This is a genomic window from Roseateles sp. P5_D6 (assembly GCF_054049415.1).
Map to the genome: position 1 here is coordinate 129,203 of NZ_JBFUMK010000004.1, position 14,808 is coordinate 144,010.

The 14,808-nt window shown below is 68.8% G+C and carries 14 protein-coding genes and 1 tRNA gene; 9 read left to right on the forward strand and 6 right to left on the reverse strand.

Annotation, left to right across the window (positions count from 1 at the left end; translation table 11 throughout):
• Nucleotides 1–48: 48 nt before the first annotated feature.
• Nucleotides 49–588: a c-type cytochrome gene (locus ACXJKM_RS06450; protein ID WP_056192630.1), complete on the reverse strand. Its 540-nt coding sequence runs from the start codon at nucleotides 586–588 to the stop codon at nucleotides 49–51.
• A gap of 140 nt (nucleotides 589–728) precedes the next feature.
• On the opposite strand from ACXJKM_RS06450, the gene ACXJKM_RS06455 reads away from it, so the two are divergent.
• Nucleotides 729–804, forward strand: a tRNA-Arg gene (locus ACXJKM_RS06455).
• A gap of 65 nt (nucleotides 805–869) precedes the next feature.
• On the opposite strand, the gene ACXJKM_RS06460 is transcribed toward ACXJKM_RS06455, so the two are convergent.
• On the reverse strand, nucleotides 870–1,421 hold the full coding sequence (locus tag ACXJKM_RS06460; RefSeq protein ID WP_457351082.1) for a pyridoxamine 5'-phosphate oxidase family protein: 552 nt from the start codon (nucleotides 1,419–1,421) through the stop codon (nucleotides 870–872).
• 232 nt (nucleotides 1,422–1,653) lie between these two features.
• Between ACXJKM_RS06460 and ACXJKM_RS06465 the strand changes: the two genes are divergently transcribed.
• Complete coding sequence (locus ACXJKM_RS06465; protein ID WP_457351084.1) at nucleotides 1,654–2,163, forward strand: DUF4142 domain-containing protein; 510 nt, start codon at nucleotides 1,654–1,656, stop codon at nucleotides 2,161–2,163.
• 276 nt (nucleotides 2,164–2,439) lie between these two features.
• Here the strand turns inward: ACXJKM_RS06465 and ACXJKM_RS06470 are convergent, their stop codons facing one another.
• Nucleotides 2,440–3,330, reverse strand: coding sequence for a LysR family transcriptional regulator (locus ACXJKM_RS06470; protein ID WP_457351086.1), 891 nt, complete (start codon nucleotides 3,328–3,330; stop codon nucleotides 2,440–2,442).
• A gap of 91 nt (nucleotides 3,331–3,421) precedes the next feature.
• On the opposite strand from ACXJKM_RS06470, the gene ACXJKM_RS06475 reads away from it, so the two are divergent.
• From ACXJKM_RS06475 to ACXJKM_RS06485, 3 genes are all read left to right on the forward strand, one after another.
• On the forward strand, nucleotides 3,422–4,426 hold the full coding sequence (locus tag ACXJKM_RS06475) for an NAD-dependent epimerase/dehydratase family protein (protein WP_457351088.1): 1,005 nt from the start codon (nucleotides 3,422–3,424) through the stop codon (nucleotides 4,424–4,426).
• Between the two features lie 33 nt (nucleotides 4,427–4,459).
• Nucleotides 4,460–5,197 (forward strand): proteasome-type protease, encoded by a 738-nt coding sequence (locus ACXJKM_RS06480; RefSeq protein ID WP_056191944.1) that lies wholly within the window; start codon nucleotides 4,460–4,462, stop codon nucleotides 5,195–5,197.
• Nucleotides 5,198–5,390: 193 nt separating this feature from the next.
• Nucleotides 5,391–6,488, forward strand: coding sequence for a PEP-CTERM sorting domain-containing protein (locus ACXJKM_RS06485; RefSeq protein ID WP_457351090.1), 1,098 nt, complete (start codon nucleotides 5,391–5,393; stop codon nucleotides 6,486–6,488).
• Here ACXJKM_RS06485 and nadC read toward each other — a convergent pair.
• Complete coding sequence (gene nadC, locus ACXJKM_RS06490; protein ID WP_457351092.1) at nucleotides 6,485–7,360, reverse strand: carboxylating nicotinate-nucleotide diphosphorylase; 876 nt, start codon at nucleotides 7,358–7,360, stop codon at nucleotides 6,485–6,487. The two genes, ACXJKM_RS06485 and nadC, sit on opposite strands and share 4 nt — an antisense overlap.
• Nucleotides 7,361–7,362: 2 nt before the next feature.
• Nucleotides 7,363–8,061, reverse strand: a complete 699-nt coding sequence (locus ACXJKM_RS06495) for a fumarylacetoacetate hydrolase family protein (RefSeq protein ID WP_457351094.1) — start codon at nucleotides 8,059–8,061, stop codon at nucleotides 7,363–7,365.
• 28 nt (nucleotides 8,062–8,089) lie between these two features.
• Between ACXJKM_RS06495 and ACXJKM_RS06500 the strand changes: the two genes are divergently transcribed.
• Nucleotides 8,090–8,971: a septal ring lytic transglycosylase RlpA family protein gene (locus tag ACXJKM_RS06500; protein WP_457351096.1), complete on the forward strand. Its 882-nt coding sequence runs from the start codon at nucleotides 8,090–8,092 to the stop codon at nucleotides 8,969–8,971.
• Here the strand turns inward: ACXJKM_RS06500 and ACXJKM_RS06505 are convergent.
• Entirely contained in the window at nucleotides 8,968–9,708 is a 741-nt protein-coding gene (locus ACXJKM_RS06505) for an SDR family oxidoreductase (RefSeq protein ID WP_457351097.1), read from the reverse strand. The two genes, ACXJKM_RS06500 and ACXJKM_RS06505, sit on opposite strands and share 4 nt — an antisense overlap.
• 314 nt (nucleotides 9,709–10,022) lie before the next feature.
• Between ACXJKM_RS06505 and ACXJKM_RS06510 the strand changes: the two genes are divergently transcribed.
• The 3 genes from ACXJKM_RS06510 (at nucleotide 10,023) to ACXJKM_RS06520 (ending at nucleotide 14,802) form a co-directional block, all read left to right on the forward strand.
• Nucleotides 10,023–11,216: a GGDEF domain-containing protein gene (locus ACXJKM_RS06510; RefSeq protein ID WP_056191933.1), complete on the forward strand. Its 1,194-nt coding sequence runs from the start codon at nucleotides 10,023–10,025 to the stop codon at nucleotides 11,214–11,216.
• Nucleotides 11,213–12,373, forward strand: a complete 1,161-nt coding sequence (locus tag ACXJKM_RS06515) for a GGDEF domain-containing protein (RefSeq protein ID WP_056191931.1) — start codon at nucleotides 11,213–11,215, stop codon at nucleotides 12,371–12,373. Before ACXJKM_RS06510 ends, ACXJKM_RS06515 begins: the two co-directional genes overlap by 4 nt.
• A 110-nt stretch (nucleotides 12,374–12,483) precedes the next feature.
• Entirely contained in the window at nucleotides 12,484–14,802 is a 2,319-nt protein-coding gene (locus tag ACXJKM_RS06520) for a TonB-dependent siderophore receptor (protein ID WP_457351099.1), read from the forward strand.
• The last annotated feature ends 6 nt before the right edge of the window (nucleotides 14,803–14,808 follow it).

Genomic DNA, 14,808 nt, shown 5'->3' on the forward strand with positions numbered 1-14,808 from the left:
ACGACGAGGGCTGCCGAAGCAGCCCTTGGCGGGATTCAAGCCGAAGCTTTACTGCGCGGCCGAAGCAGCCGGCGCGGCCATCTTGGGCTCGTCGAACTTGGCGCCACCCTGGTTGGCCATGTAGACGACGGCACGGGAGACTTCGAAGTCGCTGAAGTCGCCGCCGCCCTGCGGGCCCATATTGCCCTTGCCCTTGAGCGCCGAATGCACCAGCGTGTCGAAGCCACTCTTGATGCGCGGGCCCCAGGCCGACGCGTCGCCCAGCTTGGGTGCGCCGGCGGCGCCGGTGGCGTGGCAGGCCGAGCACTGGGCCTGGAAGACCTGCTCGCCCGTCTTCATGGTGGCGGCGTCGTTGACGTCCTTGACCTCGACGTGCGCGACCGGCGCAATGCGCGCTGCAATGGCCTGGGCCTCGAAGGCAGCCGTGCCGGCCGCCGGCTTGGTGTCGGTGGTGACGTAATTGGCCAGCAGGATGATGACGATGACCGGCACCACGAAGGCGAACAGCACGGCCCAGGCGAGCTGCTTGGGGGTCTTGATCGGCCCGGTGTGGGCGTCGTCGTGGTCGTGATCGTGGCTGGCGCTCATGAATTCCTCTTGTCGATCTTCGTCGGTCGGGTCTCGCTTCATGCCGGGCTGGGTGCGCGACACGAAAAACCGCCGAATTATAGGCAGGCCCCGACACTGCCCCGGGGCCCTGGTACCCCGCTGCTAGAATGCACGGCTTCGCGCCCGTAGCTCAATGGATAGAGTACTGCCCTCCGAAGGCAGGGGTTGTTGGTTCGATCCCAACCGGGCGCACCAAAAGTCTCAAGCACCTTGCAGTAATGCCAGGTGCTTTTTTGTTGGGCGCCGAATGGGGAGGTGCCTCAGAGCTTCAAATGCCCATGCACGCCCTCGTCCACGCGCTGGGCCGTGATGGCGCCGAACAGCATCTTGAGGCCGGCGATGGCGCTGCCGTGGCGGTTGTCCCAGTATTCGCCGCTGAGCGCGTCGACGCGCAGTAAGCAGATGCGGGGATCGTCCTCGCCTTGCGTGAACCAGGCCCGCAGCTTGGGGCTCCAGAGCCGGTGGATGGTGGCCTTGTCAGTCACCTGCTCGACGCTGCCGTCCAGCTTCAGGTGGCCGCCGTTGTCCCCCTCCTTGAAGAACAGCGTGACGCGCGGATCGCGGTCGAGTTCGATGTTCTTCAGGCTGTCGATCTCGCTGAAGAACCACAGGGCGCCGCTGTCGTCGACCTCGATGACGGTCATCGGTCGGGCATGCAGTTGCCGCGTGCCCATGCCGAGGGTGCAGAAGAAGCAGCTGTTGCCGGCCTTGACGAGATCGGTGATCTTCTTCGCGGCGGCCGGGCCACTGAGGTCTTCTTCGGTGCTCACGTCATTGTCCGATGGATAGCTGCGGCTGTCGTCGTCGTGCATGTCGGCTCCTTGGCATTGACTGATCCTGCAGCCTAGACAGCAGGAGGCTGGCGGGTTGTCGGCCGGCGCCACGCGCCGCTGTCGGAAGCTGCCGGCCGCCGGTTCTCCTACAGCAGCTTCGTCCTCGGCTGACGCTGTCGGCATGTACCGCCGCCTAGATTGGGCGTTAGTCCGGTGGTGCCGTTGCGCATGCCGGCTTCAGCCGTCCGCCTCAACCCGTCAAGGAGCCCCCATGCGCACCGCCCAGAAATTCATGAGCGTCACCCTGATGCTTGCCAGTGCCGCCTTTGCCGGCCAGGCCCACGCCCGCTCGGACAAGTCCTTCATGAAGGAGGCAGCTCACGCCGGCGCGGCCGAGATCGAGGCCAGCAAGCTCGCACAGTCCAAGGCCAAGAATGCCGATGTGAAGTCCTTCGCCGATTCGATGATCACCGACCACACCAAGGTGGCCGATGAGCTCAAGGCCCTGGCTGCCAGCAAGAACGTCACGCTGCCCGACGGCCCTTCCGTCAAGCAGAAGGCCGAGATCAAGCTCATCGATGCCGGCGACAACGACAAGTTCGACGAACGCTACGCCAAGACCTTCGGCGTGAAGGCCCATCAGAACACGATCAAGCTCTTCCAGGACGCCGCCCAGAATGCCAAGGACCCCGAGATCAAGGCCTGGGCCGAAAGGACCCTGCCCGGCCTGAGGCACCACCTGGAGATGGCCCAGGCGCTCAGCGTTGCGCCCAAGAAGTAACGCGTCCATTTGCCGCTGCTGAGTGAGGTGCCCATGCCACTCCCTGCTTTGACATCCTGTCGATGCGCATTGACGCTCGCGGCCGTGGTCACCATGGCGCCGCTGGCGGCCTGCCGCTCCGAGCAGCAGCCGCTGCCGTCGGCCAACGCCGCCACCTCGCAGGCTGCGCCGCCGCCGCTGCCGCCACCGTCTTCGCCCGCCTCCTCCTCGCCACCATCCTTCCCGCCAGCCTCTGGACCGGCGTCCGCGCCGGCATCGAATCCCGTGCGCTGAGCCTCAGATGGCGATGTGGCGCGTGAGCCCGTCCACCAGCGCCTCGAAGACGACTCGGCAGGGCGTGTTCTGGCGCAGGTCCTCGTGCATGGCGACCCAGGTCTCCAGCGGCCAGGCGAACTGGTCGGCCAGCACGCGCTCGAGCACGGGCGCACGCCGCGCCAGTGCGACCTGACACATGCCGATGCCGGCGCCAGCACGCACCAGTGCCAACTGGGCGAGGTCGGAATCGCTGCGCAGCGCAAAGCTGTCACGGCTGATGCCGCTCAGGCGCTTGGACCCGGCGCGGATGAAGGGCGTCACGGTGTCGAAGCCGATCAGCGTGTGGCCCTGCAGTTCTGCCAGCGTCGCCGGCCGGCCGTGGCGGTCGAGGTAGTCGGTGCGCGCATGCAGGCCCAGCTCAATGCTGCCGATGCGGCGCGCGATCAGCTGGCCCTGTTCGGGCGGCGTCATGCGCACGGCGATGTCGGCTTCGCGGCGCAACAGGTCCTGCAGCTGGTTGCTCAGGGCCAGTTCCAGGACCAGCCCGGGATGAGCCTCGCGCAGCGCAGCAAACACGCCTGCCAGCACCTCGGCCCCGATGATCTCGCTGGCCGTCACCCGCACCGTGCCCCTCACTTCGCTACCGCGCGCCGTCGCCGCCCGTTGCAGCGCGGCCGCCGCGGCTTCCATCTGCTCGGCGTGGCCGCGCAGGGCCAGCGCCGCCTCGGTGGCCAGCAGGCCGGTGGGCGAGCGGGTGAAGAGGGGCTGGCCGAGCGCCTGCTCCAGTGCGGCGACATGGCGCCCGACGGTGGGCTGCGTCAACCCCAGCGCCCGCGCCGCGCCCGACAGCGAGCCCTCGCGCAGCACGCCGAGAAAGGTGTGCAGCAGGTCCCAGGGCAGTGTCGAGGCCATGCATAAATGTATATCTACGACACTACCTTCAGCAATTCCCAATCAAGCCGTCACTTCCCAGAATCCGTTCCATCAACTTCTGGGGAACGACATGGAAACAAGCAGCAAGACGGTCCTGGTGCTCGGCGCGAGTGGCGGCATTGGCGGCGAGGTGGCACGCCAGTTGCGCGACACGGGCTGGCTGGTCAAGGGGCTCAAGCGTGGCCTCCCGACGGCGCACGCGCAGAGTGACGGCATCCAATGGCTGCGCGGCGATGCGCTGAACGCGGCCGACGTGCTCGCTGCCGCCCAGGGCTGCGACGTCATCGTTCATGCCGTCAACCCGCCGGGCTACCGCGACTGGGATCGCCTCGTGCTGCCGATGCTGGAGCACAGCATCGCCGCCGCCCGCGCCCTGGGTGCGACGCTGCTGCTGCCGGGCACGGTCTACAACTACGGCCCCGACGCTTTCCCGCTGCTGCACGAGGACGCGCCGCAGCGGCCGGCGACGCGCAAGGGCGCCATCCGCGCCGAGATGGAGGCGCGGCTGCGAGCGGCCAGCGAGACGGGGCTGCGCGTCATCGTGCTGCGCGCCGGCGACTTCTTCGGTCCGCGGGTCGGCAACAACTGGTTCTCGCAAGGCCTGGTGAAGCCCGACAAGCCGGTGACGTCCATCAGCAACCCGGCCGCCGCCGCCGCTGGCCACCAATGGGCCTATCTGCCGGATGTCGCCCGCACGATGGTGGAGTTGCTGGAACGACGCGCGACACTGCCCGCCTTCGCCAACTTCCACATGAGCGGCCACTGGGACGCCAGCGGCCGCGAGCTGGCCGAGGCCATCCAGCGCGTCGTCGTCGCCCGGGGCGGCAAGCCGCCGCGTATCTCTGCCTTCCCCTGGTGGCTGCTGACTCTCGCTTCGCCCTTCGTCACGACCTTCAAGGAGATGCGCGAGATGCGCTATCTGTGGCGCCAGCCGGTGCGCATGGACAACAGCCGCCTCGTCGCTGCCCTGGGCCGCGAACCCCACACGCCGCTGGATGAAGCCGTCGAGGCGTCGCTGCGCGGCCTGGGCTGCCTGCCTGCCCATTGCACCCGCAAGGGCACAGGCCAGCCGTAACATGCCTTCCAGCTCATTCGCCGGGACCACACCATGACCTATTGCGTCGCCATGCGCCTGCGTGCGGGCCTGCTGTTCGCCTCCGACACCCGCACCAACGCCGGCGTGGATCACATCGCCAGCTTTCGCAAGATGTACCAGTTCCAGATCCCGCACCAGCGCGAGATCGTCATCCTGACCGCAGGCAACCTGGCGACGACGCAATCCGTCATCTCCGTGCTGAACCAGCGCCTGCATGGCGACGGCGAACACCTGCTCAACGTGCCCACCCTGTACGACGCGGCCGTGCTGCTGGGCCGCACGCTCAAGGAGATCGTCAACCGCGACAGCGACAACCAGCACAACGGCGTGGACTTCGGCGCCAACATGCTGCTTGGCGGCCAGATCAAGGGTGAAGGCCCGCGCCTCTTCCATGTCTACCCGCAGGGCAATTTCATCGAGGCGACCGAGGACACGCCCTACTTCCAGATCGGCGAGAGCAAATACGGCAAGCCCATCATCGACCGCGTCATCCGCTACGACACGACGGCGCTGGACGAAGCCGCCAAGTGCACCCTCGTCAGCTTCGACTCGACCATCCAGTCCAATCTGTCGGTCGGCCTGCCCATCGACATGATCATGCTGCGCGCCAACCAGTTCGAGCAGGCCATGAAGCCGCCCAACCGCATCGGCCGCGACGATCCTTATTTCCAGGCCCTGCGCACGGGCTGGAGCGCCGGGCTCAGGAAAGTCTTTGACGACCTGCCCAACGAGCCCTGGTTCGACGGCTGAGAACTCGTCGCGCCAGCCATCTCGGCGCGCGAAGGTTGACAACGGTGTCCCACTCATTCGCGGCTGTCGAGTCCTTTGACAGTGCGACGACGGGTCAAAAGTCAAACGCAGCCAATTCAACAACTTAGGGGGCCTGGCCCGATAAATGCTCATTTCTCATCGCGAAGCCAACGCTTCGCGTGAGAGGTGACATATGAAGAAGACTTCCTGGGGCATCCAACCGCAGTGGCTTCTCGCCCTGCTCTTCCCTGCCGGCCTGGCCGCCGCAGCGCCGCTGCCGGTCTACTCGCCGACCTACCCCTCTCCCAACTCCGCCTGTGCCACCTATGGCAACGTCGTCTCCTGTTCGACGACAGTGCTGGACCACCTGGCCGCCAAGGGCTACGCGGGCTTCAACGGCCCCTACAGCTTTGCCGCCAGCCAGGGCGCACTGATCGACACCATCGTCGTCACCGCCAACAACGGCAACATCCTCAACAACGGCGACCAGCTCATGCCGTCGGAGGATGGCTTCTCGACGAACAACGGCGGCACCAAGAAGTACTTCTTCACCGGCGACGGCAACGACCCGGCGAACAACGGCGGCCTGGCGGGTGATACGCCCTTCAGCTGGGACACCGGCCTGAGCACCCTCAACCAGAAGTTGACCTTCGGCGGGGCCTATCACGAGATGGCCATCGCCTTCGACTTCAACAACCCGCAGAACGACACCTCCAGCATTCCCATCTGGGCGTTGGTCACGGTGCGCGACACCGACGGCAACCTGGGCAACAAATACTTCGAGACCCAGGCGCTGGACCCCAACAACATCTTCAAGGATCCATCGCTGTATTCGTCGGACAAGACCTTCGACGGCAGCGCCATCACGACGCCCGGTGCTGGTGACTTCGCGCTGACCGTCGGCGCGATCTGCGTCGTCAACGCCACGGTCTCCTACCCCTCGCCGGATGGCAGCAACTGCCCGAACGGCGGCGACCTCGTCAAGACCAATCGCGCCTCCAACGAGGTCGAATTCATCAACTACCTGCCCACGCTGGATCTGCGGGGCCTGGAGAACCAGGGTTACGACACGATGTCGGTCCAGGTCTGGATGGGCTGCTTCAACACCGGGGTCAGGGGCTCGGGCCCGGCCTTGGAGAACGGCGGATCCGTCGGCCCCTGCGACACCGGTGGCTTTGGCGACATCTTCCTGCTGGCCGGCGCTGAATTGCCGGGCCGCCTGCCCGAGCCCGGCACCCTGGGCCTCACCGGCCTGGCCTTGCTCGGCCTGCTGCGCCGTCGCGCCCGCTAGACCGGCCCGAGCACGCGCATCGAATAGTCCACGGCCCTGACGTCCTTGGTCAGGCGGCCGATGGAGATGCGGTCCACGCCGGTCGCGGCAATCCAGCGCAGCTGATCCAGCGCGACGCCGCCCGACACCTCCAGCAGCGCTTGAGCCGAATACGCGGCATTCACCGCCACGGCCTCGCGCATCTGCGCTTCGCTGAAGTTGTCCAGCAGCACGCTGACGGCGCCGGCGTCCAGTGCCTCATGCAATTGCGCGATGGTTTCGACTTCGATCTGGATGTCCACGCCGGCATTCAGCGCCTGGGCAGCACGCAAGGCAGCGCCCACGCCACCCGCTGCGGCGATGTGGTTTTCCTTGATAAGGATGCCGGCATAAAGCGCCAGCCGCTGGTTCTGCCCGCCGCCGACGCGCACCGCGTACTTCTGCGCCAGGCGCAGGCCGGGGATGGTCTTGCGCGTGTCCAGGATGGCGCAGCCCTGGGCGTTGGGACTGGCGCCGGCTACCGCGTCGACATGGGCACGCGTGATCGTCGCCGTGCCCGACAGCAGCTGCAGGAAATTCAGCGCCGGCCGCTCGGCACTGAGCAGCGCACGGCCATCGGCCTCGATGCGGCAGGCGATGCTGTCCGCCACCATCACGGCGCCTTCCTCGTACAGCCATTCAATGCGCGCCGTTGCATCCAGTGCGGCAAACACACCGTCGAACCAGTCGCGGCCGCACAGCACCGCGGCCTCGCGCACGCGCACCTGGGCGGCCACGCGCTTGGCCAAGGGCACGAGCAGCGCCGTCCAGTCGCATTTGCCGATGTCCTCGGCCAAGGCCTCGTGGATATTGCGCGAGCGCGCCTGCGCCAAAGTCTCTTCGGTGGAGAACATCGTCACTCCGCCGGGCCGATGGTCAGCGTGATCTCGCCCAGGCCTTCGATGCGCCCGACGATGACGTCACCCGCCACCACGGCGCCCACGCCCGCCGGCGTGCCGGTGTAGATCAGGTCGCCCGGATGCAGGTGGTAGAGGTGGCTCAGGTTGGAGACGATCTCCGCCTGGTTCCAGATCATGTCGGCCAGGTCGCCATGCTGCTTCTCGACGCTATTGACAGCCAGCGTGATGGCGCCCTTGTCGAGCGCGCCCAGTTCGCTCTTGCGCACGATGTCGCCGAGGATGGCCGACTGGTCGAAGCCCTTGGCGGTGTCCCAAGGCCTGCCCGCCGCCTTGGCCACCGCCTGCAGGTCGCGGCGCGTCATGTCCAGACCCGCGGCATAGCCCCAGATGGCGGCGACGGCCGCTTCGGGCGTGACCTTGAACACCGGCGCGCCGATGGCCAGCACCAGTTCCATCTCGTAGTGGTAGTTCTTGGTCTCGGTCGGGTAGGGCACCGTCGAGCCCGAGGGCGTCAGTGCCGTGGCCGGCTTGGTGAAGTAGAACGGCGGCTCGCGCGTCGGGTCGGCACCCATCTCGCGGGCATGATCGGCATAGTTGCGGCCGACGCAGAAGATGCGGCTGACCGCGTAACGGGCATCCGTGCCGCGCACGGCGGCGCTGGGGATCTCGGCTGGAGGAAAGACGAAATTGCTCATGGCATGGCTTCGACATTGCAGGAACAGCGTGCAGCATACTGGCCTGCCCATCGCACTGCTGCTGCTCGCACTGATGACCGGCTGCGCGACCCGCTCGGCCGTGGCGCCGGTCGGCATCGAGCGTGACGGCCCGCTGCCCAATCCGCCGTCCGACCTCGCCAAAGTACCCGACGCCGCGCCGCGCATCGAGCCCGTGCGCAGCGGCGGGCCCAACAAGCCCTATGAGGTGCAGGGCGAGCGCTACGAGCCCATCACCGGCGACAGCCCTTATGCCGACCGCGGCCTGGCCTCCTGGTACGGCCGCAAGTTCCACGGCCGGCCCACCGCCAGCGGCGAGGTCTACAACATGTATGCGATGACGGCGGCTCATCCGACGCTGCCCATCCCCAGCTATGCCCGCGTGCGCAACCCGGCCAACGGCCGCGAGGTCATCGTGCGCATCAACGACCGCGGCCCCTTCCACAAGGGCCGCATCGTCGACCTCAGCTACACGGCCGCCCTCAAGCTCGATCTGCTGCGCGGCGTGGCGCCGGTGGAGGTGCGACGCATCACCTATGCCGAGATCCGCGCCGGCACCTTCCAGAAGCCGGCGGGCGAACCGACGCCTGTTTTCGTGCCCGACACGCCGCCCGGCGCGCCGCAGCGCGAGACAACCGGCAACATGGCGGGCACCGGCCCGAGCGCCTGGTTGCAGTTCGGCGCCTTCGCCAAGCTGGACGGCGCTGAAAGCCTACGCCAGCGCATTGCCGAGGCCGACCTGACGCTGCTGCCGCTGCTGACCATCGTCCGCGAAGGCGGCGTGCACCGGCTGCGCGCCGGGCCCTTCCCGAGCGCCGACGAGGCGCGTGCCACCGCCGTTCGGCTGCGCGACGAGAGTGGCGTTGAATCGACGCTGGTCGAGAAGCGCTAGCGGCCTCCAGCCACATCCAGCAAGGTGCCGACCGTGTAGCTGGCCGCATCGCTCAGCAGCCAGACGATGGCCTCGGCGATCTCCTCGGGCCGGCCCAGGCGCTGGATCGGAATGGTCGACACAGCGCTACTCGCGTCCATGCCGCTGGCCGCATGGATGTCGGTCTCGATGATGCCGGGCCGCACGCCATTGACGCGGATGCCCTCGCTGATCAGTTCGCGCCCCAGGCCTTTGGTCAGGGTGTCGATGGCGCCCTTGGTGGCGGCGTAGTCCACATAGATGCCCGCCGAACCGAACTCGGCCGCGCGCGAGCTGAGGTTGACGATCGCCCCGCCTGCGCCGCCCTGCCGGGTGCTCATGCGCCGCGCGGCCTGCTGGCAGCACAGCAGCGTGCCGATCACGTTGACGTCGAAGAGGCGGCGCCACCGCTCGGTCGTCATCGCCTCCAGCCGCGCCGCCGGCGCCACGATGCCGGCGTTGTTGACCAGGCCTGCCAGCCGGCCACCGGCCGCGTCCAGTTGCTCGAACATGGCCGCCACCTGAACTTCGTCGGCCACGTCGGCCTGCAGGGTCAGCGCGCGCCGGCCGAGTCCGTGCAATCTGGCCGCGAGCTTGTCCGCAGCGAGGCTATCCTGGGCATAGTTGATGGCCACGTCCCAGCCGGCCTCGGCGCAACGCAGCGCCGTCGCGCTTCCAATGCCACGCGAGCCTCCGGTGATCAGTACCCAAGCCGACATGGCCGGCATTGTGGCGTTGTCGGAGAAGATGCGCGTCCGGGGACTGTGAACGCTACGGCAATAGGCTGAGTTGTGACCAGAAAGGCTGCGAGCAAGGCGCAAACCGGAGCGGGGTGGGGTACCCGGCGAGGATTTGCAACGCGGCGCGCGGCCTTTCTGGTCACAACCCTGCGGGAAGGCTCGCCGCCAGGGGCCACTCGGCGTTGCACCACTTGCCCGCACATGAGTGCGGGCGGCGTGCTGCGCCTTGCTTGGCCCCTGGCGGCGAGCCTTCTCAGCCCATTGCCGTAGCGTTCACAGGCCCACCTCGCTGCATGGAATTCCTCGACGTCCCGACGGTCCTCAAGGTCAGCGCCCTCTTCAATCTGATGGCGGCCCTGGCCTGGCTGACGCTCGCGCAGACCTTCCGCATCGCGCCGCGTGCCGGCCGGCTGATGGCGGCGGCTCATCTGGTGCGCATCGCCTCGCAGGGCTGCGGCGACTGCATGGCCGGCTGGCCCGGCCTGCTGCGCCAGGCGATTCCCGAGTTCGGCCTGCTGGCCTGCGCCGTGCTGCTGCTGATGGCGCTGCGCCGCATGCTGCGCAGCCGCCAGCGCCCGCGCGACATCAGCTGGATAGGCGGCCTCGGTGCCATCGGCATCGCGCTGGGCCTGGCCAGCGGCTCGGGCCTGGCGCCGCAGGTGGCCAGCACTTTCAGCGTGGCGCTGCTGGCCCTGCTGTCCGTGCGCGAGGTCGTGCGTGGCATCGGCAACCAACTGTCGCGCGTCGTCACCGCCTGCACCACCCTGCCCTTCGCCGCAATGGCAGCCGTGACGCTGACGCACGCCGCGGAGCTGCTGCTCGTGCCGGGCTGGGATGACCACATCCTCAATGGCGAACTGCCGTCGCCGGCGCGCGCGGCGCTGTGGTTCGTCGTCACCGCCGCCATCACCCTCAGCCTGATCGCGCTGATGATCTGGCGCCTCATCACGCGCATCCAGCACCTGACCTACCGCGACCCGCTGACCGGCGCCCTCAATCGCCGCGCCTTCGAGCAGGCGCTCGGCGAGGCCCAGGCCCAGCTGCAACGCGGCCGCGGCTTCGCGCTGGCCATGATAGACATCGACCACTTCAAGCGCGTCAACGACCAGCACGGCCATCAGGCCGGCGACGCGGCCCTGCAGCATTGCGTGCGCGTGTGGCAGGCCTGCCTGCGCGAGGTGGACTGCCTCGGGCGCCTGGGCGGCGAGGAGTTCTGCGCGCTGCTGCCGCTGACCGGCCCGGCCGATCTCGCCACCGCCGCCAGCGTGGCCGAGCGCCTGCGCCACAGCCTGGCCGCTCAACCGCTGCGCTGGAAGGACGTGGAGCTGCCGTTGTCGGCCAGCTTCGGCGTGGCCCTGCCGGTGGCCGATGACCCGCGGGGCGAAGTCGGCATGGCGCGCGCCGACGGCGAGCTCTACCGCGCCAAGGCCGAGGGCCGCAACCGCGTCTGCGTGGCAACGCACCTCGGCGGGATCGCCACGGCATGATCACGCCAGCGCAGACCCAGACGCTGCTGGCCAGCATCATCTTCGTCGCGGCGGCGGCGACCCTGGTGTGGATGGCACTGGCCCTGGTCGCGCGCATCGCGCCGCGGGCCTCTCTGGCGATGGCCGGAGCGAACGCAGCCGCCGCCGGTTCGCTGACCCTGCATGTGCTGCGAGGTGTGCTGCCCGACGCCCTGACCTACTGGCCCGGCGACGTGCTCGCCATCGCCTCCTTCGCGCTGCTCGGCGCGGCGGTGCCGGGCATCACGACGCGGGCGCTGAACTGGAAGCCTGGCGCCGCCGCCGTGGCTGCCACGGCGCTGCTGCTGCTGGCGCTGCCCTATGAAGGCGACCTGCGCTGGCAGGCCCGCATCGTCAACGGTGCCGGCGCCGCGCTGACGCTGGTGGCCGGCGTTGTCGCCTGGCGCAGCCTGGCGCGCTCGGCCGGCGGCCGGCGCACGCCCGCGCCGCTGGCCCTGCCCCTGTTCCTCATCGCGGCGCTGATGGCGGCGCGCGGCCTGGAGACCTTCGTCAACCCCGGCCGCACACCCGACCTGCGCATGCCCACCGGGTTCAACATCGCCTTTCTGTGGACGGCCCTGGTGCTGGCCTTGCTGCAGAACGCGACGCTGGCCTTCCTGGTGCTGATGCGGTTGATCACGCGCATCGAGCGCCTGCTGGAGCGCGACCCGCTGACCGACACGCTGAACCGCGGCGCCTTCGACCGGGCCCTGGAGCGCGCCCACGCCTGGCTGGCGCGCGGCCGCGGCTATGCCCTGGTCATGATCGACATGGACCGCTTCAAGCAGCTCAACGACACCCTGGGCCACGCCGCCGGCGACGCGGCCTTGCGCCTGATGGTCAAGGAGCTGCAGCCCTGCGTGCGCGAGGTGGACCGCTTCGGCCGCCTGGGTGGCGAGGAATTCTGCGTGCTGCTGCCCGACACCGACATCGCCGGCGCGGCGCTGGTGGCCGAGCGCATGCGCTGGCTGGTCAATATGGCGCCACTGCGGTGGCTGGAGCAGGACTGGTCGCTCAGCGCCAGCTTCGGCATCGCCGAAGCCGAACGCGCCGATGCCAGTGGCGGCGCGGTGCTGGCGCGCGCCGATGCGGCGCTTTACCGGGCCAAGGGCCAGGGCCGCAACGTCGTGCAGGCCTGAACGGCAGGCCGCCCCTTGCGGCGGCGCACAGGCATAAACTCGATGCAAACAAGCCCAATGGAATCGAGTGATCGATGACAGCAGCCGGGGGCAGGAGACAGGGAACCGCCATGCGCTTGCGGGTCGCGGGCGTAGCGCAGCTGTTGGTGCTGGCCGCCGGCCTGGCGGCTGCCGCCGGGGTCGCGGCGAGTTCCTCCAGCGTCGCCGACCTCGACATCGGCGAACTCGTGCAGGTGCGGCTGTCGCCCTTCGATGTCGCCGCCAACCTCGACCGCGGCTATCGCGCCGCCCACGCCGTGTCCGCCTCGCGCTTCGACGCGCCGATCCACGACCTGCCGTTCGCCATCCAGGCCTTCAACGAGCAATTCATCCGCGACCAGAAGCCGCAAGGCCTGTTCGACGTGGCCCGCTATTCGCCAGGCGTGACCTACCGGAGCAACGACTTCAATGAGGGCAATGCCAACCTGGCGATCCGCGGCTTTGCGGTGAGCCAGGTGCCTGGCGCCTACCAGGTGCTGCGCGACGGCTTCGTCGGCCCCTCGATCTTCGACCTCACCAGCGCCTCGCGCATCGAGATCGTCAAGGGCCCATCCTCCTTCTTGTACGGCCAGGTGGCGCCCGGTGGCATCGTCAACGTGATCACGAAGAGCCCGCGGCCCCAGCCCTTCGCCGAGGTCGAGGTGGGCGCCGGCAGCTACGGCCGCTACCGGCTCGACGCCGACATGGGCACGCCGCTGCGGCCCGACCTGCTGCTGCGTGTCGCAGCCTCGTTCGACCAGGACATCCACTACTGGCGGCCCTACGACGCGCATGCCACCACCCTGGCACCTTCGCTGCGCTGGACACCGGACCGCCGCGTCAGCGTGACCCTCAAGGCCGAGCAGTACAGCAAGCGCGAAGCCCCGCAGCTGATGCAAAAGCCCGGCTACGGCAGGCAGGCCGGCCTCGTGCCGACCGCGGCCGACCCGAACCGCGCCGGCGTCGACGTGCCCGGGCTGCCGGACGACTGGAACAGCATGTCCGACGTCGACTACCGCCGCAGCGACAGCACGGGCGCCAGCGGCTGGGTCGATGTCGAGGCCAGCGACCACTGGCATCTGCGCGCCGGCTACTCGCGCCTGCGCTTCGCCATCGATGCGCTGTTCTCCGGCAACCTCGGCATGTCCGACAACCAGACGTTTCTGCAGGGCCGCCGCCTGCGTCGCCAGACCTACACCAACCAGGCCGAGACGCTGACCGCCGACGGCGTCGGCGTGTACCGCTTCGACCGCGCCAGCCTGCGGCTGCTGCTGGGCGCGCAGGCGCTCAGGCGGCGCTTCGACAACACGGCGGCGCAGGCGCCCAACGACCCAGCCCTCGGCAGCCGCCCCATCGCCTCGCCCCTGCCGCTGTGGGACCTGCGCGACCCATCGACCTGGAACCGCCAGGTGGACATCCCGCTGTCGGCGTTGACCGAGAATCGCACCGATCGCAGCCTGCATCAGACGGACCGCTCGGCCTATGCCGGCGCCACGCTCGGGCTGCTGGACGACGACCTGCTGCTGCTGGCCGGCCTGCGCTACACCGCCGCGCGTGCCCGGGTCGACGACCGGATCACCGCGGCATCCCAACCCTTCTCCACGCATGAGCTGACGCCGCAATACGGCGCCCTGCTGCGACTGGCGCCCGAGTGGTCGCTGTTCGCCTCGTTCGCACGCTCCTTCGTGCCCGTCGCGCAGGTGCTGAACCGGCCCGACGGCACGCGCACACCCGCCCTGCCCACGCGCGGCAGCGGCTGGGACCTGGGCGTCAAGGCGGAGCTGCTGAACGGCCGCGCCACGGCCACGCTGACCGCCTTCGACCTGCGCAACCGCAACGCCGTCAACGACCTGGCGCAGACCGACAGTTCGGGCAACGTCGTCATCTACAACGTCCAGAGCGGCCAGCAGCGCTCGCGCGGCATCGAGTTCGACGCCACCTTGCTGCCAGCAGCGGGCTGGCAGATCTACCTGGCCTACAGCCGCACCGCCGCCCGCATCCTGGAGTACAGCGGCAACGACTCAGCGCTGCTGTCGCGCGATCCGGCGACGCTGAATGCCGCCGAGCGCATCAACTACAAGAGCGCCCAACTGCTGCACGGCGCGCGGCTGCAGATGAGCGCGCCGCATCTGTTCAACCTCTGGGCGCGGCATGATTTCTCCGGCGGCCTCTACCTGGGCGGCGGGGCGCACGTCGTGCGGGACCAGACGCTGTTGCCCGAGGGCCCGGCGGCGTCGCGGCAGAGCTATGCGCTGATCGACGCCCTGGCGGGCTATGCCTGGCTGGACGGCGGGCGCCGCATGTCGATCGAGCTGTCCGGCAAGAACCTGCTTGACGAGCACTACCGCCCCTCGCAGAGCACGCGTTCGCGGCCCCGGGAGTGGCTGCTGGCTTTGAAAGCGGCCTGGTGAGGGCCG